We start from the raw sequence: 21489 nt of genomic DNA, 5'->3' as shown, positions 1-21489 counted from the left end.
ACCCTATCCGATGCTGACAAAACCGAGGAAGATTGCGATTGAAGAGATCCGGCGAAATGGCCACCCGAAAAAGCTTAAGTAAGTGCCATTCCCCTATAAGCCAGATTGTTAATCAGCCATTTGTCTTTCTTGTTGACTCACCGTCCCATCATGATCTTTACGATGGCTACAGCATAGGAATGGCTTTGAGGGATGCCCTTAGAGCAATCAGAATTCCTTGTTTTTACACACTTGCTACAAGCAATGAAAATTTCCGATCTGCTCTGACGACTCGACTCCCAGAATCAATTCGGCAAATGCAACCATCTACTAACATCAATGCCATTCCGATTATACATCTATGTATGCATGGTGCACCCATGGGTGTTGGTTTAACTGATGGAGCTTTCTTGAGTTGGCAAGATTTACGGAGCCTGTTGCTAACGCATAACTATGTAAAAGGCCATGATCCGTATGTTTGCATGGCTTCATGTAACGGATTTAACGGCACTAATATGGCAAATGCGTTCGACAGCGCATTTAGTGTGCTTATTGGAAATACTGGTGCAGTCTTCCAATCAGATGTCACAGTGGCGTATATGGCGTTTTACAACCACCTTTTCTATAAGAACGCAAGCTTCGATCAAGCGGTCAAAGCCATGTGCGAAGCATCTGGTGACCATAATTTCTATTACACTCATGGTGAGCAGGTAAAAAGCCAAAAATTTGCTGAAATGCAATCTCATTTCGTTAATAATCCATGGCCGAATCCGCAGCCAAGTTGGTAGCTTGCTTTCTAACTTTGCGCTCAAGTGGGATAACATCCCAGCCGCTTATGGGGTATTTTTTGATTGCGTTGGCAAACGGGCAGGGTTACATTTTGGTGTGGGGTGTTACCCCTTAGCGTGTAGTTAGGCATTCAATATGGCATTAAATGTAAAGCTCCAACTTGCAAACAGCGTAGGTCTCTCCGAATTACTGATGTTCGAAGGGTTAAGTCACAAGGTGCTAGTGCATCCAACGATTCATGGCGAGCCTTTGATTACCGCTCAAGCATTTTATTACTTGGAGCAACTAGAGTCCGTAGCGGAAATCCGTTTCGAGCACGGGGACGCGGCGCTTACGCATCAGCAGATGGAGTATCTTGTTGATAATTATCTATTTGAGTATAGCAAACTCAACAAAGAATCAAAGGTATCAACCAAACTCGTTGAAGGAAAATACTGGGAGTCCGATGTTTGCGACTTTTACATGCAGTATGACCAGCGCAATACAGAGGCGCTAGTACTCGATTCTCTGAATGACAAATCGGTGCACTGGATTAAGTCGCTAGACCCAACAGACGACACCGACTTTAGCGACTGGTGCATTGTAAAGAACTACAGCGACCCCATATTCCAGTCCTACCTCAACTCAATGAGCAATCTTCTAAACAAAAAGGTCTCTGTGTTCGTTTCACCAACCGAGGATGCCGTTGGCTACATGGGGAAACTGCGACTACTCAAGCCAGATTACGGGTTAATAGATTACTATCAAGCTCAAAAAATTGACCATCTAACAACCAGAGACATAAAACCAGGCTGCGCTTCCGTCGACATAAAATCAAGCACAACGGAAACAGCCATTGAGTCCATCCCCGTGAGGCATATAAGGCTTGTGAAAGAATACAGCCCACTTCTGCTGTCGTATTACTTCTCGGGCTTGAAAGAGCAGAATTTTCTCTTGGCATTTGTTGGGTTCTACAACGTTCTAGAGTATTACTTTGAAGAGGCGCCAATCCTACTGAGTAAGCAAGCAAAAGTAGAAATCGAACAGATAAAATGCGTGGTGGAGTTACTTGCAACCTGCGAAGACATAGAGAACTTCATTGCAGCACAGGAGCCTTCACTAACCGCGAAACTTAGGTCAAACATAAAGTCTTCGTCCAGCGTAGAGATATCAAAGTTCGCGCCCGCTAGTAAGTCAGAAAATATAAATGAGCTTGGGCGATGGCTATACGAGATTCGGTGCGCAATCGTGCACTCAAAGAAAACCCGAAAAGGCAAAACCACGGCCATCTTTGAGCCATACTCAAGCCAGTCGCAAAACGTGGCGCCAGCCCTACCATTTTTAAAGTGGCTTGCCGCGCTTTGCATCGAAAAAGATCATGAATTAAATAACCCGTAAGACCCCAAAACACGCGCCTACTAAAATGCCTAACTGGTTGGTCAAGTGGACGCCAACACTGGCCATGCCTTCGGCATCTTCATGGTCAGTGTTGGCACCCTTCACGACTAGAGAACTTAATGCATCTGATGAGGATGTCGTGATGAATACATGCTTCCTCTTCAATAGGAATTGCCGGCGAAGACTCTTCGGGACAGTGAACCGCCAAGGTCTGTTCCGATATAGTCAGCCGCGCTAGTATCCCCAAACTGCCCCTCATCATTCGGGAGATGATCATGTCCGTTTCCGTAGCCATGCTTGGCCCCGTCATAGCCCTTGTCGCATGGTCCATGGTGATGTGGATCTGGATGTACGCAACCCGAATCCCGGCAATGTTCGCGGCCAACATGAAGCCCGATCCGAACGCCCCACGCGGAGAACAGATGGCGCTGCTTCCGCCCAACGTGCGGTGGAAAGCGGACAACTACAACCATCTGATGGAACAGCCCACCATTTTTTATGCCATCGCCATTACCCTTTCGCTGCTATCCGTGAATACCGAGATTAGCGTGGGGCTGGCTTGGGCCTATGTCATCCTGCGAGTCGCGCATAGCCTTCTGCAGGCTCTCGTCAATAAAATCGAACTCAGGTTCGTCCTGTTCGTCCTTTCAAACATCCCGCTCTTTGCCCTGACCTATATTGCCGCCACGGAGTATTGGGCCCGGGCAGGCGGTCTGTAACGTTCCCCCCCCCCTCATGTGTTCTCCACGTTGAAGTCCAGGCCGATCCCCAGACCGGCCTTTCATCAACGCATGACCTGATTCGCCTCACCCCGCGACACCTCCCGTCGCCCAAACCCCCATGTCACCTTGCCAATCCCCCCAAACCGGTCAAAACTAAAGCAACCAGCCCCCAGCCCGGACCCGCGTCATGGTCAGCCTGACCCTCATTCAGCCCGCCCACCCCGAACCGCCCCCCGGTGCGCGCCCGTTCTACGGCTACCGCATACCCGCCGGATTCCCCAGCCCCGCCGACGACTACCTGGAACAGGCGCTGGACGCCAACCAGCTGCTGGCCGCCAACAAGACCGCCACTTATTACGTGCGCATCAGCGGCCCCAGCATGCAGGACGCCTTCGTGCGCGACGGCGACATCGCCGTGGTCGACTGCTCGAAGAACCCGCAGCCCGGCAACATCGTCATTGCCGTGGTGGATGGCGACATGCTGGTCAAGCGCCTGCAATACGGTCCCGGCGGCCACCCGGAACTGCATCCCGCCAACCCGCGATTCCCGGTCATCCGCATCCGTCCTGAACAGGACTTCCTGATCTGGGGAGTGGTGACATGGACCTTGCACCGGCACCTGTAAAACCCCTGTTCGCACTGGTGGACTGCAACAACTTTTACGTCTCCTGCGAGCGCGCCTTCCAGCCGCACCTGAACGGCAAACCGGTGGTGGTGCTCAGCAACAACGACGGCTGCATCATCAGCCGCTCAGCGGAGGCCAAGGCGATGGGTGTGCGCATGGGCATTCCCTGGCACGAGGCCCGGCCGTACCTGTCGCAAGGACTGATTGCCCTGTCCAGCAACTACGCGCTGTACGGCGATCTCAGCGCGCGGGTGATGAACATCCTGGGCGACATGGCTCCCCGTCAGGAAATCTACAGCATTGATGAAACCTTCCTGGACTTGAGCGGCGTTACCGCGCCGGAAACCCTGGCGCTGGCCATGCGGCAGCGCGTACTGCAATGGGCGCATATGCCCACCTGCGTCGGGCTGGGCAGCACCCGCACGCGCGCCAAGCTGGCCAACCATGTCGCCAAGAAGCAGCGGGACGGTAACGGCGTGTTCAATCTGGAAGCGCTGTCGCTGGCGGATGAGCAGGCCTTGCTGGCGTCGTTGCCGGTGGGCGAGGTGTGGGGCGTGGGTTTTCGTTGGCAAGAGAAGTTGCAGCGGTTGCGCATCCGCACGGTGGCGGATTTGTGTGCGGTGGATGCCGACTGGCTGCGCGCGCAGTCGAATGTGGTGCTGGCGCGCACGGTGAAGGAATTACAGGGCGTGTCCTGCCTGTCGGTGGAGGACGTGGCTGAGCCGCAGCAACAATTGATGCATTCGCGGTCTTTCGGGCATCCGGTGACGGAGTTGCGACATCTGGAGGAAGCGGTGCATGACTTCATCACCACGGCGGCGGCGAAGCTGCGGCAGCGCGGTTTGCAGACGGCGATGCTGAGCGTGTCGATCCAGACCTATACCAATCGCGGTCCGGAAACGCAGTACCGCAACAGCGCGGCGGTGCCGCTGCCCGCGCCGACGCAGGACAGCCGGGTGCTGGCGCAGCTGGCGCGGGAAGGGCTGCATCGCATTTTCCGGCCGGGGTTCCGCTACAAAAAGGCCGGGGTGTTGCTGACGGCCCTGAGCGGGGTGGAGCAACGTCAGCTGGACTGGCTGAATCCCGGCGACAGCGAGCGCAGCCGGGCGCTGATGGCGGCGGTTGATGGCATCAACCGGGGCATGGGGCGCAATGCGGTGCGCTGGGGCCTGCCGACCGATGCCGGGCATTGGCGGATGCGGCAGGAGCGGCGGTCGCCGCGATTTACCAGTGCGTGGGAGGAGTTGAAGGTGGTGAAGGCGTGAGGAGAGTCTCGTGCTTGGCTAAGACCATATAGTCGAGTTCGATTATTTTTTGCAGCCAATATTCTTCTTCGGTGTTAGTATTGTGGTGTGGTTGTAAAATATTCCGAAAAGGAGCAGGAATATGCTGTATGCCGATTTTGAAATGGAAATGGTTTCAGACACGAAATTGATAGTATAGCGGCAAATTATCATGGCCTCTCTGTTCGGACGTTTTGCCTGATCGCTACGTTCTTGTAGATAAAATTACATGTTTAGGTGGTATATGGCTTTTGTAGTGAGGATGTTGACTGCGCCAGAGGAAAGACGTGAAGCTTTTCAGGCATGCGAAGCCCTTGTGGCGGGGAAAATTAACCTAGGTTATCCATTTGCTTGGTTAGTTGATGAGGATAGAAAGTACAGCTTGTTTTCATTTGGTGGTCGGGGGGAAATGCCTGCAATCACTGGAGCCCCACCGTATCAGTATATATTGGGAATAAATTCTAAGGCTTATTATTATGCGTTGCGATCGAGTCAAAGAGTTGTGAAAGATGGTGGTATATTGCGCGCATTTATGGTTGAGGATTTTAGATGTATTGTGGGTGATGAAGATGATTACTCGCAAGTTGATAAAGTAATGGAAGAGGCAATATTTGTTAGTTTAATTTATACAGGTTGGGCTCGCGGACCAAGATCGCTAGAGGGGGTTGTTTTGATACGGTAATGGTTAATTTTTGAAAATAGGGTCAGACACGAAACATAATCTTCGCCTGTCACACCGGTTGAAGATACGGTCAACCCCGATTCCGCCAACCCCAAACCAACCTATAAGCCGCCGGTAAAATAAACAACGACAACAACGGCGCCGTCACCATTCCCCCCACCATCGGCGCGGCAATCCGGCTCATCACCTCCGACCCCGTACCGCTGCCCAGCAAAATCGGCAGCAAACCCGCCAGAATTACCGCCACCGTCATCGCCTTCGGCCGTACCCGCAACACCGCGCCGGTGCGCAGGGCGTCATCCAGCTGCGCGGTGGTCAGTTGCCCGTGCCGCGCCTGCTGCTCGGCTATGGCATGCTTCAGGTACAGCAACATGATCACCCCGAACTCCGCCGATACCCCCGCCAGCGCAATGAACCCGATGCCCGCCGCCACCGACAGGTTGTAGCCCAGCCCGTACAGGAACCACAGGCCGCCGGTCAGCGCGAACGGCAGGGTGGCCATGATCAGCAGGGCTTCGTCGGCGCGGTTGAAGGTGAGGTACAGCAGCACGAAAATGATCAGCAGCGTGGCCGGAACCACGATTTGCAGCCGCGCCGTGGCGCGCTCCAGAAACTCGAACTGGCCGGAATAGGACAGGCTGAGGCCGGGACCGGGCGGGGCGCGGTCGTGTATGGCCTGTTGCAGGTCGCGAACCACCGCCGTCAGGTCGCGGCCGCGCACGTCGACGTAGACCCAGCCGGACAGCCGTCCGTTCTCGCTTTTCAGCATCGGCGGGCCGTCCTCGATGCGGATATCCGCCACCGTACCGAGGGTGATCTGCTGGCCGCCGGGCGTCAGCACCGGCAGTTGCCGCAAGGCTTCCGGCGAATCGCGCAGGTCGCGCGGATAACGCACGTTGATCGGGAAGCGCGCCAGGCCTTCCACCGTTTCGCCAATGTTCTCGCCGCCAATGGCGGTGGCCACCACCGACTGTACGTCGGCCATGTTCAAGCCGTAACGCGCCGCCGCGTCGCGCTTGATATCCACCTGCACGTAACGGCCGCCGGTCAGCCGTTCAGCCAGCGCCGAGCTGACGCCGGGTACGGTTTTGGCCACGGCTTCGATCTTCAGCGCCTGCCGGTCAATGTCGGCCAGACTGGCGCCGGATACCTTGATGCCGATCGGGCTCTTGATGCCGGTGGCCAGCATGTCGATGCGGTTGCGGATGGGCGGCACCCAGATGTTGCTGAGCCCCGGCACTTGCACCGCGCGGTCCAGTTCCGCGATCAGCTTTTCCGGGGTCATGCCCGGACGCCATTCATGGCGGGGTTTCAGCTGGATGGTGGTTTCAAACATTTCCAGCGGCGCGGGGTCGGTGGCGGTGTCGGCGCGTCCGGCCTTGCCGAATACCGAGCGCACTTCCGGCACGGTCAGGATCATGCGGTCGGTCAGCTGCAGCAGTTGCGTGGCCTTGGCGGCGGACAGGCCGGGCAGGGCGGAGGGCATGTACAGCAGGTCGCCTTCGTCCAGCGCGGGCATGAACTCGCCGCCCAGCCGGGCCAGCGGCCACAGCGCGCTCAGGCAGACCAGTACGGCCACCAGCAGCGTGGTCTTGGGGCGCTGCAACACGCGGTCCAGCAACGGGCGGTAGGCGGCGATCAGCACCCGGCTGAGCGGGTTGCGGCTTTCCGGTGGAATGCGGCCGCGAATCCAGTAGCCCATCAGCACCGGGATCAGCGTTACCGACAGCCCGGCCGCGCCTGCCATGGCGTAGGTCTTGGTGAAGGCCAGCGGGCCGAACAGGCGGCCTTCCTGCGCTTGCAGGGTAAATACCGGCATGAAGGACAGGGTAATGATCAGCAGCGAGAAGAACAGCGCCGGGCCGACTTCGGCGGCGGCTTCGGCAATTTCCCGCCAGTGCGCGTCGCCCTTCAGGGTTTCGCCGGGATGGGCGTGCTGCCAGGCTTCCAGGCGTTTGTGGGCGTTTTCGATCATGACCACGGCGGCGTCCACCATCGCCCCGATGGCAATGGCGATGCCGCCCAGTGACATGATGTTGGCATTCAGCCCTTGCAGGCGCATGACGATGAAGGCGGTGAGAATGCCCAGCGGCAGCGCGATGATGGCCACCAGCGCCGAGCGCAGATGCCACAGGAAGGCGATGCAGACCAGCGCCACTACCACAAATTCTTCCAGCAGCTTGTGACCGAGGTTGTCGACGGCGCGGTCGATCAGCGCCGAGCGGTCATAGGTTGGCACGATCTCGACCCCGGCGGGCAGGCTGCTCTTCAGGGCGGCCAGTTTGGCCTTGACGGCGTCGATGGTTTCGCGCGCGTTTTTGCCCGCGCGCAGGATCACCACGCCGCCCGCTACTTCGCCTTCGCCGTTCAGCTCGGCGATGCCGCGCCGCATTTCCGGCCCCAATTGGACAGTGGCGACATCGCCCAGCCGCACCGGGATGCCGCCGCCCGCGACACTGAGCGGGATCTGGCGGAAGTCGTCCAGCGATTGCAGGTAGCCGTTGGTGCGCACCATGACTTCGGCTTCGCCCAGTTCCAGCACCGAGCCGCCGCTTTCCTGGTTGGCGCGGCGGATGGTATCGACCACCACACTTTGCGGAATGTTGTAGGACGCCAGTTTCGCCGGGTCCAGCACCACCTGGTATTGCTTGACCATGCCGCCGATGCTGGCCACTTCCGCGACATTGGGCAGGGCTTTCAGCTCGAAGCGCAGGAACCAGTCCTGCAAGGCGCGCAGTTGCGCGAGGTCGTGTTGGCCGGTGCGGTCCACCAGCGCGTATTCGTAGATCCAGCCGACGCCGGTGGCGTCCGGGCCCAGCGCGGTCTTGGCGGCGGCGGGCAGGCGGCCCTGCACCTGATTCAGGTATTCCAGCACCCGCGAGCGCGCCCAGTACGGGTCGGTGCCGTCCTCGAACAGCACATAGACGAAGGAGTCGCCGAAGAAGGAATAGGCGCGCACGGTCTTCGCGCCCGGTACCGAGAGCATGGTGGTGCTGAGCGGGTAGGTGACCTGGTTTTCGACGATTTGCGGCGCTTGTCCCGGCAGCGTGGTGCGGATGATGACCTGGACGTCGGAGAGGTCGGGCAGGGCGTCGACCGGCGTGTGACGCACCGACCACAGCCCCCACACGGTCAGCGCCAGCGTCGCCAGCAGCACCAGGAAGCGGTTGCGCACCGACCAGTGGATCAGGCGGGCGATCATGGCCGGGCATCCTCGGCATGGATGGCGGTGATCACGGTGTCTTCACCGCGTTTTTCCAGCGTGAAGCGGACCTTCTGACCGGGTTTCAGGCCGGTGGTGCTGACACCCTTGGCCAGCGGAAACGGCATGGTCATCGGTGGCCAGCCCAGTGCGGGGATGGCGTCGTGGGCCAGCGTGATTTCCCCGGCATCCAGCGCGTCGATGACGCCATGCGCTTCAATCCCTGTGTTGGCAGCAGGTGCGGTATTTTCCTTGGCAACCGACGTTTCCAGTCGCGCCAGCACGCCTTGCAGGCTGGCTTCGGAATCCATCAGGAATTGCCCGGAAGCCACCACCTGATCCCCGGCGTTGAGGCCTGAGAGGATTTCGGTGCGGCCGTCGGCTTCCAGCCCGGTGCTGACGATCACCGGCTGGAAATGCCCCTGGCTATCGCGGTGGATGACGCGGGTTTGCCGTCCGCTGCGGATCAGCGCTTCGCTGGGCAGCAGCAGGCGTTCGGCGTCGTTGCCGGTGTGGAACAGCACCTGCGCGAACAGGCCGGGGCGCAGTTGTTGCCGGGGGTTGGGGAACTCCAGCCGCACGCGCAGGGTGCGCGTTTGCGCCGTCACTTCCGGCAGCATGGCGATGACCTTGCCTTGCAGGACGCTGTCGGGATAGGCGGCCAGTTGCGCGGTCGCGCTCACTCCGGGGCGGATGGCGGCGGCTTGTGCTTCCGGCAGCGCCGCTTCCAGCCAGACCGTATCCAGGCCGTTGATGCGGGCCACGGGACTGCCGCTGGCGACAGTCATGCCCTGGCGGATGTCCAGCGACTGGATAACGCCGCTCCGTGGCGAGGTGAGGGTCAGCGTGTTCTGCACCTGACCGCTTTTTTCCACCTGCCGGATCAGCGCGTCGTCCATGCCCAGCAGGCGCAGGCGGTTGCGCGCGGCGGCGGTCAGGGTGGCGTCTCCGGTCTGGCGCAGCGCCAGATATTCGCCCTGCGCGCCCGCCCATTCAGGCACCAGCAGGTCGGCCAGCGGCGCACCGGCAGCGACCACGTCACCCGGAGCGCGGGCATAAACCCGTTCCACGAAACCGGCGGTGCGCGTCTGGACGATGGCGACATCGCGTTCGTTGAAGCCGATCGTGGCCGGAGCTGACAGCGGCGGATTCAGCCGTCCGCGTTCCACGGTAGCCAGGCGGATGCCGGTGTTCTGCTGCAAGCGGTTGTCGATGCGGATACCGCCGGTATCCTGATCGCCGCTGTCGGCATATTTCGGTTGCAGCGGCATGTCCATGAACGGCGAGGGGCCGGGCTTGTCGAAGTGCTGGTCAGGCTTCATCGGGTCGTACCAGTACAAGGGCTTGGTGGCGGCGGGCGCGGCGTTGACCGGTGTGGCCGGAGCGTCATGCCGGGCCAGCCAATAGCCGCCAAGGCCGCCCAGCGCGGTCATGGCCGCCAGCAGCAGCGGGGTGCGGAAGGCGGAATGGCTCATGGCGCGGCGTCCTCGTCAAAGTCGTACAGGTAATGCAGCCTGGCGGCCAGGGTTTGCTGCTGCCGGGTCAGTTCCAGGATTTGCAGTTGCAGCTCGCGCCGGTCGCGGCGGGCGGCCAGCACCATGCCCAGATCGGCGCGACCACCCTCGTAGGCGGCGCGTTGCAGTTCCACACGCTGGTCCGCCAACGGCAGGGCCTGCTGTTGCAATCGGTCCAGCTCTCGGCTGAGCGCTTCGTGTTCCGCCAGCTCGCTTTCCAAAGTGGCGGCATGATCGCGCCGCATGTCTTCACGCTCGGCCTCGACACCGGCCAGCGCCTGCCGCCGGGCTTCAATCAGCGGCGTTTGCCGGGTGCGGCTGAACAGGGGCAGGTCGGCGCTCACCTGGAAAGACACCATGTCGCCGAAGTCCGGACCGCGATGCTGCCAGCCGACTTCCACCGCCCAATCAGGCCGCAGCGCGGCTTGCGCTTCATGCAGTTCCGCCTGCGCCAGCCCGGTCAACGGTTCATAACCGGCCAGCGCCGGGTGATGATGCACATGCGCCCGCAAATGGTCCGCATCGACGTTGAAAACAGGCGGCTCGCCGGTCGGGGTGACAGGCCCGCCGGTATCGCCGGTCCAGCGCGCCAGCATCGCATCGGCGCGGCGGATATCCCGTTCCAGCGCATCGCGGCGGGTTGCCAGCGTCAAGGCTTCCTGTTGCGGCAGCAGGGCATCGGCGGCGCTGGTCTTGCCGGAAGTCAGTTGCGACTGCACCACGCCCTGCCACAGGCGGTTTTCCTGTGCCAGTTCCTCCAGCCGCGCGCGCTGTTGCTGCAGGTAATAGCGGTTCAGCCACGCCGTCGCGGTTTCGGTGTTGACGGTCACTTCCGCCAGCCGCAGCGCCGCCTCCGCTTGCGCCGCGCGCGCCTTGGCCGATTCGGCGCGGGCCTGCCGACGCTCGCCGTTGGGGATTTCCTGCATCACGCCGATTTTCTGCATGGTCATGAAATCGCGGTTCAGCGTGAAACGGTCCGCGCCCTGAACCGGCAGGTTGTCAATGCCGGCGAAAACCTTGGGATCGGGTAGGGCGTCCGCCGCGACCATGGCAGACGTTGCCCCGGCCACTTCCGCCTGCCGCTGGCGCAAGACGGCAGCCTGCGTGGCGGCCTGCTGCAACGCCTGCGTAAAGCTCAGATCGGCGGCCTGCACCGAGAGCGACAGCGCCGCCAGCCACAGGGCGCCCATGGTGCGAGGCAGAGGCTTCATACCGGGTTCTCCAGGGCGCTGTCGGCGGGCAGGGTGACGGTGAACGTGGTGGTGCGGTTGGCGGACGCGGCGCTGATCTCGCCCTGATGCGCGCGGACAATGCTGCGGGTGATGGCCAGCCCCAGTCCCGCGCCTTGATCCTGCCGTTGCCGGGAGTCGTCAACGCGGTAGAAACGGTCGAACAGGCGCGGCAGATGTTCCGCCGGGATTTCCGTGCCGGTGTTGCTGATGTGCAGGCGGACTTGCCCGTGGTCAGTCTCAATGGAAATGCGGATGGTGGAACCGGCCTCGGCATGACGGATGGCGTTCGACAACAGATTGCTGACGGCGCGGCGCAACATCAGCGCATCGCCCGCCACCCGGCCTTCGCCTTCCACCTGCAAATGGAGGCCGCCATCGGCGGCGAGGGCTTCATAGAACTCGACCAGCGCTTCCGCTTCCGCCCGCAGGTTCACCGGTTGCAGCGTCGGCACCATCAGCCCGTTGTCGGCCTTGGCCAGGAACAGCATGTCCGCGATCATGCGGCCCAGCCGTTCAAACTCTTCGAGGTTGGAATAGAGGATTTCCCGGTATTCATCCGCTTCGCGCGGACGCGACAGCGAGACTTGCGTCTGCGTCATCAGGTTGTTGATGGGCGTGCGCAATTCGTGGGCCAGGTCGGAAGAAAAAGCAGACAGCCGTTGCAGCGAATCGCCCAGCCGGTCGAGCATGCCGTTGAAGGCGAGGGCCAGCGGCTGCAACTCGACGGGAATGCGCTCCAGCGGCAGGCGTTCGTCCAGCCGTTGCGCGGAAATGCGGGCGGCGACTTGCGCCATGTCTTCCACCGGTCGCAGCCCGCGCCGGGTCACCAGCCGTCCCAGCCCGGCCATCAGCACCAGCCCGCCGAAGCCGATCAGCAGCAGTTCGCGGTTGAAGGCGCTGAGAAAGTCGGTGTGATGCCGGGTATCAATGGCGATGGCCACGGTCCAGAACCCGCCGGGTGCGGTGGCGGGAATCAGGGCAGTCAGCACCCGGTAGCGGGTGTCGTGGCCGTTCCATTCCTGCAACACCGGTTTTGAATCGGCCGAGGCCGCCGCCAGCAGGGTATCGGGAATAACGGCGTGACCGGCGCTGAGAAAGTCGCCGCCGGAGGGCTGGCGGATACGCACCAGCAGGTCGTGGTGACCGACCAGGGCATCGGCCAGATCGGCGCGGATGGCGGCCTCCTGCGACGGGGTGGCATTGCGCAACACGTGCCTCACCAGTTCCAGCTTGCCTTGCAGCGCGTCCCGGTCCAGATCGTGGAAATGGCGCTGCACCGAGATCTGGATCACCAGTCCCATCACCGCCAGCACCCCGGCCGCCATCAGCGTGAACCACAGGCTGGTGCGGGTGGTCAGCGACTTAGCGGCCATCATCCACCTCCGGCGCGGCTTCCAGCACATAGCCCATGCCGCGCACCGTCTGGATCAGCTTGGCGTCGCCGGTATCGACCTTGGCGCGCAGGCGCTTGATCGCCACTTCCACCACGTTGGTGTCGCTGTCGAAGTTCATGTCCCACACCTGCGAGGCAATCAGCGAGCGCGGCAATATCTCCCCCTGACGCCGCATCAGCAGTTCCAGCAGCGCGAACTCCTTGGCGGTCAGGTCGATGCGACGGCCCGCGCGCAGGGCACGGCGGCGCAGCAGGTCCAGTTCCAGATCGGCCACCTGCAGAATGTCCGATTCCCGATTGCGGCCCCGACGCAACAGCGTGCGCACCCGCGCCAGCAGTTCGGCGAAGGCGAAGGGTTTCACCAGATAATCGTCCGCGCCCAGTTCCAGCCCCTTGACCCGGTCTTCCACCTGATCACGGGCGGTCAGGAACAGCACCGGCAGCGTCTTCCCGGCGCGGCGGATGGCGCTAAGCACTTCCCAGCCGTTCAGGCCGGGCAGCATCACGTCCAGGATCACCAGGTCATAGTCTTCACCCAGCGCTTGGTCGCGGCCGGAAGCGCCGTCCTGCACCCAGTCGGTGGTGTATCCGGCTTCGCTCAACCCCTGTTTCAGGTATTCGCCGGTCTTGGTTTCGTCTTCCACCAGCAGAATCTTCATGGCGGTCCGCTCTCCGCGTCAGTCATGGCTGAACAATACCTGTTTCCGGCGAAGATGATAGCAAGATGACAGAAATGTCATTTTCGCGTCAGCTGGCTGTCGGCTGGCGAATGGCATGATCTCAACGTATGTAAAGACGGGCCGGAGGAGGCCTTATGCGTATCCCGTTCGGCATCGGCGTGTCGATGCTGACCCTTGGACTGAGTGCCTGCACCTCGCTGTCACCCGATGGCGGCGAATCCGCCGTGCGCGCCGCGACGGCGGAACGGCTGGGGGCGGCCATCACGGTAGCCGCGACAGGCGAAACGCTGGCGCAGCGCCGCGGTGAGTTGTTTTCCCGCGAGCTGGACGGCGACAGCGCGGTGACGCTGGCCCTGCTGAACAGCCCGGTGCTGCAACGCCTGTTTGCCGACCTGAGCCTGAACGAGGCCGAGATAGTCGCCGCCAGCCGTCTGCCCAATCCCCGTCTATCCCTGGCCAGACTTCGTCAGGGCAGCGAGCGGGAAAACGACCGCGCGGTATCGCTGGACCTGATCAGCCTGTTAACGACACCCCTGCGCGCCTCGCTGGGTAAAAGGGAGCGGATGGCGGCGCGACTGGCCGCCGAACAATCCGTGCTGGCTTTGGCCGCGGACACCCGTCTGGCCTATGTCGAGGCCGTGACCGCCCGCCAGCGCGCCGCCTATGCGGCTGACATCCTGAGCGCCGCCGAGGCGGGCCGGACCCTGGCGCAACGCATGGCCGAAGCGGGCAACATCAGTCGTCTGGATGCTGCCCGTGAACAGGCCTTTCATGCCGAAGCGACCGCCCGCAAGGCGCGCGCCGATCGTGACGCCGCCGGTGCGCGCGAAGCCCTGATCCGTTTGCTGGGGGTCAGCGATCCCGCCGTGGTGCGCTTGCCGAACGGCTTGCCGCCGCTGCCCGCCTCGCCACGAGACCTTGCCGATGCCGAACAACAGGCCCTTGACCGAAGGCTGGACATACAGCGCGCCCGGCAGGACGCCGCCAATACGGCGCGGGCCTTGCGCCTGACACGCGTGACCCGATTCATCAATGTGCTGGAGCTGGGCTATCAGGACAACCGGGTCAGCGGGCAGCCGGATCAGCGCGGGGTGGAAGTCAGCCTGGAATTGCCGCTGTTCGACTTCGGCCGCACCCGCGCCGCCGGGGCGGAGGCGGTGTATCGGCGTGCGCTGGCCGAGGTCGCGGCGACAGCCGTCAATGCCCGCAGCGAGGCCCGGGAGGCCTATGGCGCTTACCGCACCGCCTATGATCTGGCCCGGCACTATCGTGACGAAGTGGTGCCCTTGCAGCGGCAGATCGCCGACGAAACGATGCTGCGCTACAACGGCATGCTGATCAGTCCCTTCGACCTGCTGGCGCAAAGCCGTGAGCAGATCGCCGCCAGTGAATCCGCGCTGGACGCCCTGCGCGACTTCTGGCGGGCCGATGCCATTCTGGCCGCCACCCTTCAAGGGCCCATGACCACCATGACGGCGGGAGCCAAGCCATGACCACCCGACGAGACTTCCTGCGCAATGCCGGAGCCACCGCCCTGGCGGCCGGACTGGCGTCCCGCGCGCAGGCGGGCATTCCCGAAGCGATGATCCAGGACAAGCCCGGCACCCAGGGGCCGCGGCATCCGGTCGACGGCCCGTCGTACCACCCGGTCGTGACCCTGAACGGCTGGACCCTGCCTTACCGGATGAAGGACGGCGTCAAGGAGTTCCATCTGGTGGCCGAGCCGGTGGTGCGCGAACTGGCCCCCGGCATGACGGCGCACATGTGGGGCTATAACGGCCAGAGTCCGGGACCGACCCTCGAGTGTGTCGAGGGCGACCGCGTGCGGATTTTCGTCACCAACAAGTTGCCGGAGCACACCACCATCCACTGGCACGGCATCCGCCTGCCGTCCGGTATGGATGGCGTCGGCGGCTTGTCGCAGCCGCAGATCAAACCGGGCCAGACCTATGTCTACGAGTTCACCCTGAAGCGTTCGGGCACCTTCATGTATCACCCGCACGCCGACGAGATGGTGCAGATGGCGATGGGCATGATGGGCTTTTTTGTCGTCCATCCCAAGAACCCGGATTTCATGCGCGTGGACCGCGATTTCGTGTTCCTGCTCAGCGCCTACGACATCGAACCCGGCAGCTACACCCCGAAAGTCTCGACGATGACGGACTTCAACCTGTGGACCTTCAACAGCCGTGTCTTTCCGGGGATTGACCCGCTGGTCGCCCGCAGCGGCGAGCGGGTGCGCATCCGGGTCGGCAACCTGACCATGACCAACCACCCGATCCACCTGCACGGCCATGATTTCGAGGTGACCGGCACCGACGGCGGCTGGGTTCCGCGCTCGGCGCGCTGGCCGGAAGTCACGACCGATGTCGCTGTCGGCCAGATGCGCGCCGTCGAGTTCACGGCAGAGGCCGGGGACTGGGCGTTTCACTGTCACAAGTCGCACCACACCATGAATGCCATGGGTCACGGCCTGCCGACGATGATCGGTGTCCGTCAGGACGATATTGCCGAAAAGATCCGCAAGCTGACGCCGGATTTCATGGGTATGGGCAGCGCCGGCATGGCGGACATGGCAGAAATGGACATGCCGCTGCCGGACAACACCCTGCCGATGATGAGCGGGCAGGGTCCCTTCGGCCCGCTGGAAATGGGCGGCATGTTTACCGTGCTCAAGGTGCGGGATAACCAGCCGCTGGGCGACTACCGCGATCCGGGCTGGTACACCCACCCGGAAGGCACTGTCGCCCGGCTCTATACCGGCGAGGAACCGGCCACCGTTCGCGCCGATGCGCCGCCTGTAGCCGCCTCCGACCTCCGCGTGCGCAAGCCCGGCGGACACATGGATCACTGACCAAGACTGACCCCGACAGGGGTGGGAGAAATGCGATGTACCTGCGTAAACAATGGCTGGCCCTCGGCCTGCTGACCCTGACCGGCCTGATGAGCGAAGCCGCTCTTGCGGAAGGAGCACATGCCGCGCCGTCCACCACCGCCAGCGGCCAAACTAGCAACAGCGACGCTGCCGACCGCTACACCCTTGGCGAAATCCGTAAGGTGGATACGGCGCAGGGCAAACTGACCATCCGTCACGGCGACATCAAGAACCTGGGTATGCCCGGCATGACCATGAACTTCAAGGTCAAGGACCCGGCCATGCTGGGTCAGGTGCAGGTCGGCGATCCGGTGCGCTTCGTGGTCGAACGCGAGAACGGCGGGCTGGTCATCACCGAACTGCACAAGGCCGGGAAGTAAGTGATGACCTATCGATCCGGGCTTGTGATGGCCGCCCTGACACTGGGTCTGGCGGGCCTCCTTGGCTTTGCATATTCCGGCGTCTATCCCATCGGCGCGGATGTTCCGCACTGGAAGCCCGTGGAGGCGGCGATCACGGTCTTCCGCGACCGCGCCATCCGCTCCCACGCCAAGGGCGTTACCGTACCCAAGAACCTGGAAGGCCCCGAGCTGATCGCGATGGGGGCCGAGCACTACAACGCCATGTGCGTCGGTTGCCACCTGTCGCCGGTGCAAACCGATTCGGAAATCCGGCCCGGCCTCTATCCGCAACCCCCGGCCTTGTCCGCAAACCCTATTCGTGATCCGGCGGAAGCGTTCTGGGTCATCAAGCACGGCATCAAGCTGACCGCGATGCCCGCTTGGGGCCCCACCCATGACGACGAGGAAATCTGGGCGATGGTGGCCTTTTTGCGTAAATTGCCTACGCTGGATGCAGCGGCCTACCGGAGTCTGACCGGTCCGGATTCGGAAGGGGAGTCGGATCATGAGCACAGCGACAAGGCCGGAAATACCCCCGGTGCGCATGAAACGGCAACGGAGCATGCGCATAGCCATTGATGACGCCCTAATGCGCGGGGCAAGGAGCCGGTCATGTATGTCACCGGCTCCGGACTGAGTAGCGCGACATGGAAACCGCTAGGGCTAAAGCCCGGGGCTTTACAGAATGAATGAGCGGCTTCCTTTTTAATCTGTCCCTAAGGACAACCTGACCCCTGATGGAGTAACACACCATGAAAAACCCCCTGCTGCTGTTGCCGCTGATCGCCGCCCTGAGCGGTCTGACTTACGCGGAAGACGCCGCCAAGCCCATGAACGGGATGGGCGGCATGGACAAGATGGAAAAGATGGAAAAGATGGACATGAAAACGATGGGCGCCAAGGGCGACATGAAGCCCGGCGCCGACACCAAGCCCGGCGCGGATATGAAGAACATGCATGACATGAAGAACATGCATGAGAAGTGCATGGGCGACAACAAGGCCGCCGACAACGCCAAGGGCATGGACGACATGAAGGCCATGCACGACAACTGCATGCAGGCCCAGGATGCCAAGAAACCGGCGGACAAGGCCGTAAAGAAGCCGAAGCACCGCAAGAGCACCAAGACCAAGCCTGAAGCCGCTCCCGAACATGACCACAATCATGGCGCGACAGCCGGTCAATAACCGCCCCAAGCCGTAATGACCGGAGGCCGCCATGCACGAGCATGACCCCGAACACCCCCACGACCACGCTCATCACGCCCACCATGAGCAGAGCAGCCGCCCGGGTACGGGGAAACTGAAGGATCCGGTCTGCGGCATGACCGTCACCCCGGCGTCTCCGCACCACGCGGAGCACGACCGGGCGACCTACTATTTTTGCAGCGCCAAGTGCCTCGGCAAGTTCCAGCTGGAACCTGCCCGCTACCTGGCGCCGCCCGCGCCGGCCCCGGTGAGCGCGGCCGATGCCGGGACTGAGTACACCTGCCCGATGCACCCTGAAGTCCGGCAAATCGGCCCCGGTAATTGCCCCAAGTGCGGCATGGCGCTGGAACCGGTATTGCCCGATCTGGAGGAAAAGGAAAACCCGGAACTGGTCGATTTCCGCCGCCGCTTTTGGGGCACGCTGCCGCTGACCCTGATCGTGTTTGTACTGGCAATGTTCGGTCATCGCCTGGGCTGGTTCGCCATGGATACCCAGAGCTGGGTCGAACTGGCGCTGGCCACACCGGTGGTGCTGTGGGCGGGCTGGCCGTTCTATGTGCGCGGCTGGCAATCGGTAATCAACCGCAGCCCCAACATGTGGACGCTGATCGGGCTCGGCACCGGCGCGGCCTATCTCTACAGCGTCGTCGCCACACTGGCGCCGCAAGCCTTCCCGGACTCCTTCCAGTCCATGGGCCGGGTGGCGGTCTACTTCGAGGCGGCGGCGGTGATCATTTCGCTGACCCTGCTGGGCCAGTTGATGGAATTGCAGGCGCGCTCGCAAACCTCCGCCGCCATCAAGTCCCTGCTCGGGCTGGCGCCCAAGACCGCCCGCCGCCTGCGTGACGACGGTACGGAAGAGGATGTCCCGCTGACTCATGTTCATGTCGGCGACCGCCTGCGCGTGCGGCCCGGCGAGAAAGTGCCGGTGGACGGCGTGGTGCTGGAAGGCGGCAGCGCCGTCGACGAATCCATGCTGACCGGTGAACCGCTGCCGGTCAGCAAACGCCCGGGCGACAAGGTGATCGGCGCTACTTTGAACACTAACGGCGCGCTGGTGATGCGCTCGGAGAAGGTCGGCGCGGGCACCATGCTGTCGCAGATTGTCACCATGGTCATGCAGGCGCAGCGCTCGCGCGCGCCGATGCAGCGCATGGTCGACCAGGTGGCCGGATACTTCGTGCTGACCGTCATCGCCATCGCGGTGCTGGCCTTCCTCGGCTGGGGTCTGCTGGCGGGCAACTGGGTTTACGGCATCATCAATGCCGTGGCGGTGCTGATCATTGCCTGCCCGTGCGCGCTCGGCCTGGCGACGCCGATGTCGATCATGGTCGCCACCGGCGCGGGGGCCGGACGGGGCGTGCTGTTCCGTGACGCCGCCGCCATCGAAAACCTGCGCAAGATCGACACCCTGATCGTCGACAAAACCGGGACGCTCACCGAGGGCCGACCCGCCTTTGACCGCGCGGTGGCCGCCGCCGATTTTGACGAGGCGGAAGTGTTGCGACTGGCCGCCAGTCTCGATCAGGGCAGCGAGCATCCGCTGGCCGCTGCGATCGTCCAGGAAGCCCGCAAGCGACAGCTGTCGCTGGCCAAGGCCGAACAATTTGAATCCGGCACCGGTATCGGCGTGCGCGGGGTGGTGGAAGGCAAGGCGTTGGCGCTGGGCAATACCGCGCTGATGCAGCAGTTGGGTATTGCCGTCGACAGCCTGCGCGCCGAAGCGGAACAACTGCGCTTGCTGGGCGCCAGCGTCATGCACCTGGCGGTGGACGGACAACTGGCTGGCTTGCTGGCGGTGTCCGACCCGATCAAGGCCACCACCCCGGACGCGCTGGCCACACTCAAGGCCACCGGCATCCGGGTGGTGATGGCCACTGGCGATGGCCTTACCACCGCGCGGGCCGTGGGCCAACGGCTGGGCCTGGACGAAGTGCACGGGGAAGTCAAACCGGCGGATAAGCTGGCGTTGGTGGAGCGGCTGCAAAAGGAAGGACGTTGCGTGGCGATGGCCGGCGACGGCATCAACGACGCCCCGGCGCTGGCCAAGGCGGATGTGGGCATCGCCATGGGCACCGGCACCGATGTGGCGATGAACAGCGCGCAGGTGACGCTGGTGAAGGGCGACCTGCGCGGTATTGCCACCGCGCGCGCCATTTCCGTGGCCACCGTGGCGAACATGAAGCAGAACCTGGCGTTTGCCTTTGTTTACAACGCTCTGGGCGTGCCGGTAGCGGCGGGCGTGCTGTATCCCTTTACCGGCTGGCTGCTGTCGCCGATGCTGGCGGCGCTGGCCATGAGTTTCAGTTCGGCATCGGTGGTGTTCAATGCGTTGCGATTGCGCCGGGCCGCGTTGCCGGAAGATTGATGTGCTGTGATCGGGGGCATGGAAGCCTTGGCGTCCGGGTGTTAAGGTTCCGCCATGACACATCAGGAAGCCCTTCATGAACATCCACGAGGTTTGCATCTGGGACGCCAAGCGCTTTGGGAAACCGAAGGATATGGATCAAGCGGCGGCGTTGCGCCAGCAGCCGGTGGATGCGCCCTCAGCAGCTATGCTGGCGTTCGCGGCGGAGGTGGAGCAGTCGGCCAAGGCGTTGCTGGATGAAGCGGAAGGGCTGGACGAATTGACCGGCCTGGAAGCCGCCATGCAACAGTCACCGCATGCGGGTTTTGTGGTGACGATGCCGTATTTCAGCTGGCAGCCGGTGTTGCTGATGCTGGGTGAAACGGCGGTCAAGCATGGGTTGGTGTTGGTGGATGGCGAAGTGGTCGCAGCTTATGTGCCGCCGGGGAAGGTGATTCCGGCGGAGGCGGCCAGGGCGTTGAAGAAGATGAAGGAGATGTATGAGGGGGATGATGCTTTACCGGCGACGTTGAAGCAGTTTGAGGCGTGGGTGGAGCCGATTATTGAGATGGCGTTGAAGCCGCATGGGTTTACACAAAATCCAGATAAAAAGCATAGATTCCAGAAAGCAACATATTATGAAAGAAATGTAGGTGTTGGCTGTCAGTATTTGTATATGATTTATCAAAAGTATTCAAATGGGTACTTTATGTTGTTTAATATGGAAATGGCTTGCGAAAACGTGCTTTCTATTTATGGGAAATTTCCGTTTTTTGAGTCTGAATCAATAATGCTTTGTACGTACAATACAGAGATTATGTCAAAGCGTAATCCTATTTTAACTAAGTGTGAGGCGATTAATTTAGTAGATGAAACTTTGCGTTGTGTAATTAATATTTTTGACTCAGCAGTAGATATTAAGGGGCTTGATGCAGTTGTTAATGGAGAGATTGATGTATTATTTAGAAATCATCTTCATAACTTCTTTTATATGCCGCATTGCCTAATAGTTGCACGATTGGCCGGTAATCCTCATTTTGAAGAGTTGGTTTTGTCTTTACGCAAGGGTAGAACTCCCGGAGCCAACGCCGATGCCATGATGACGGAATGGCCGAAACTGGTCGAATATCTCCGAAACGAAGTCAAGCCCCTCGTTTAACCGGCTTCGCCAAACCACGAA

18 protein-coding genes are annotated in these 21489 nt (G+C 61.5%); 13 read left to right on the top strand and 5 right to left on the bottom strand.

Going from position 1 to position 21489, the window contains the following annotated elements; all coding sequences use genetic code 11:
• Positions 1 to 56: 56 nt before the first annotated feature.
• The 6 genes from EV700_RS10910 (at position 57) to EV700_RS10885 (ending at position 5457) form a co-directional block, all read left to right on the top strand.
• Complete coding sequence (locus EV700_RS10910; RefSeq protein ID WP_130413629.1) at positions 57 to 767, top strand: hypothetical protein; 711 nt, start codon at positions 57 to 59, stop codon at positions 765 to 767.
• Positions 768 to 903: 136 nt separating this feature from the next.
• On the top strand, positions 904 to 2145 hold the full coding sequence (locus EV700_RS10905) for a hypothetical protein (RefSeq protein WP_130413627.1): 1242 nt from the start codon (positions 904 to 906) through the stop codon (positions 2143 to 2145).
• 275 nt (positions 2146 to 2420) lie between these two features.
• A complete protein-coding gene (locus EV700_RS10900; protein ID WP_130413625.1) occupies positions 2421 to 2864 on the top strand; it encodes an MAPEG family protein in 444 nt (147 codons plus the stop codon).
• Between the two features lie 190 nt (positions 2865 to 3054).
• Complete coding sequence (locus EV700_RS10895; protein ID WP_130413623.1) at positions 3055 to 3492, top strand: LexA family protein; 438 nt, start codon at positions 3055 to 3057, stop codon at positions 3490 to 3492.
• On the top strand, positions 3468 to 4757 hold the full coding sequence (locus tag EV700_RS10890; RefSeq protein ID WP_130413621.1) for a Y-family DNA polymerase: 1290 nt from the start codon (positions 3468 to 3470) through the stop codon (positions 4755 to 4757). Before EV700_RS10895 ends, EV700_RS10890 begins: the two co-directional genes overlap by 25 nt.
• Before the next feature lie 262 nt (positions 4758 to 5019).
• A complete protein-coding gene (locus tag EV700_RS10885; RefSeq protein WP_130413619.1) occupies positions 5020 to 5457 on the top strand; it encodes a hypothetical protein in 438 nt (145 codons plus the stop codon).
• A gap of 70 nt (positions 5458 to 5527) precedes the next feature.
• Here EV700_RS10885 and EV700_RS10880 read toward each other — a convergent pair whose 3' ends face one another.
• Genes EV700_RS10880 through EV700_RS10860 form a run of 5 tightly spaced genes read right to left on the bottom strand, consistent with a single transcriptional unit; the run spans position 5528 to position 13457 of the window.
• Positions 5528 to 8659 carry an efflux RND transporter permease subunit gene (locus EV700_RS10880; RefSeq protein ID WP_130413617.1) on the bottom strand — a complete coding sequence of 1044 codons (3132 nt, stop codon included), beginning with the start codon at positions 8657 to 8659 and terminating at the stop codon, positions 5528 to 5530.
• Entirely contained in the window at positions 8656 to 10134 is a 1479-nt protein-coding gene (locus tag EV700_RS10875; protein WP_130413615.1) for an efflux RND transporter periplasmic adaptor subunit, read from the bottom strand. The genes EV700_RS10880 and EV700_RS10875 overlap by 4 nt, the downstream gene beginning before the upstream one ends.
• Positions 10131 to 11384, bottom strand: a complete 1254-nt coding sequence (locus tag EV700_RS10870; protein WP_130413613.1) for a TolC family protein — start codon at positions 11382 to 11384, stop codon at positions 10131 to 10133. Before EV700_RS10870 ends, EV700_RS10875 begins: the two co-directional genes overlap by 4 nt.
• Positions 11381 to 12778: a heavy metal sensor histidine kinase gene (locus tag EV700_RS10865; protein ID WP_165391433.1), complete on the bottom strand. Its 1398-nt coding sequence runs from the start codon at positions 12776 to 12778 to the stop codon at positions 11381 to 11383. Before EV700_RS10865 ends, EV700_RS10870 begins: the two co-directional genes overlap by 4 nt.
• Complete coding sequence (locus tag EV700_RS10860) at positions 12768 to 13457, bottom strand: heavy metal response regulator transcription factor (protein ID WP_130413609.1); 690 nt, start codon at positions 13455 to 13457, stop codon at positions 12768 to 12770. The genes EV700_RS10865 and EV700_RS10860 overlap by 11 nt, the downstream gene beginning before the upstream one ends.
• A gap of 155 nt (positions 13458 to 13612) precedes the next feature.
• Here EV700_RS10860 and EV700_RS10855 point away from each other — a divergent pair, with 155 nt between their 5' ends.
• The 7 genes from EV700_RS10855 to EV700_RS10825 all read left to right on the top strand — a co-directional run bounded on the left by EV700_RS10855 (position 13613) and on the right by EV700_RS10825 (position 21468).
• Positions 13613 to 14971, top strand: coding sequence for a TolC family protein (locus tag EV700_RS10855; RefSeq protein WP_130413607.1), 1359 nt, complete (start codon positions 13613 to 13615; stop codon positions 14969 to 14971).
• Positions 14968 to 16332 carry a multicopper oxidase family protein gene (locus EV700_RS10850; protein WP_130413605.1) on the top strand — a complete coding sequence of 455 codons (1365 nt, stop codon included), beginning with the start codon at positions 14968 to 14970 and terminating at the stop codon, positions 16330 to 16332. Before EV700_RS10855 ends, EV700_RS10850 begins: the two co-directional genes overlap by 4 nt.
• A 35-nt stretch (positions 16333 to 16367) precedes the next feature.
• On the top strand, positions 16368 to 16733 hold the full coding sequence (locus tag EV700_RS10845; RefSeq protein WP_207224640.1) for a copper-binding protein: 366 nt from the start codon (positions 16368 to 16370) through the stop codon (positions 16731 to 16733).
• A 3-nt stretch (positions 16734 to 16736) separates the two neighbouring features.
• Positions 16737 to 17333 (top strand): c-type cytochrome, encoded by a 597-nt coding sequence (locus tag EV700_RS10840; protein WP_130413603.1) that lies wholly within the window; start codon positions 16737 to 16739, stop codon positions 17331 to 17333.
• Positions 17334 to 17506: 173 nt separating this feature from the next.
• Positions 17507 to 17941 (top strand): hypothetical protein, encoded by a 435-nt coding sequence (locus EV700_RS10835; RefSeq protein WP_130413601.1) that lies wholly within the window; start codon positions 17507 to 17509, stop codon positions 17939 to 17941.
• A gap of 31 nt (positions 17942 to 17972) precedes the next feature.
• Positions 17973 to 20330: a heavy metal translocating P-type ATPase gene (locus EV700_RS10830; protein WP_130413598.1), complete on the top strand. Its 2358-nt coding sequence runs from the start codon at positions 17973 to 17975 to the stop codon at positions 20328 to 20330.
• 76 nt (positions 20331 to 20406) lie between these two features.
• Complete coding sequence (locus EV700_RS10825; protein ID WP_130413596.1) at positions 20407 to 21468, top strand: hypothetical protein; 1062 nt, start codon at positions 20407 to 20409, stop codon at positions 21466 to 21468.
• The last annotated feature ends 21 nt before the right edge of the window (positions 21469 to 21489 follow it).

The organism is Fluviicoccus keumensis (assembly GCF_004217445.1).
Lineage (GTDB): Bacteria > Pseudomonadota > Gammaproteobacteria > Pseudomonadales > Moraxellaceae > Fluviicoccus > Fluviicoccus keumensis.
The sequence above is the reverse complement of the archived record's forward strand: the minus strand, read 5'-3'. Positions and strand labels throughout refer to the sequence as shown.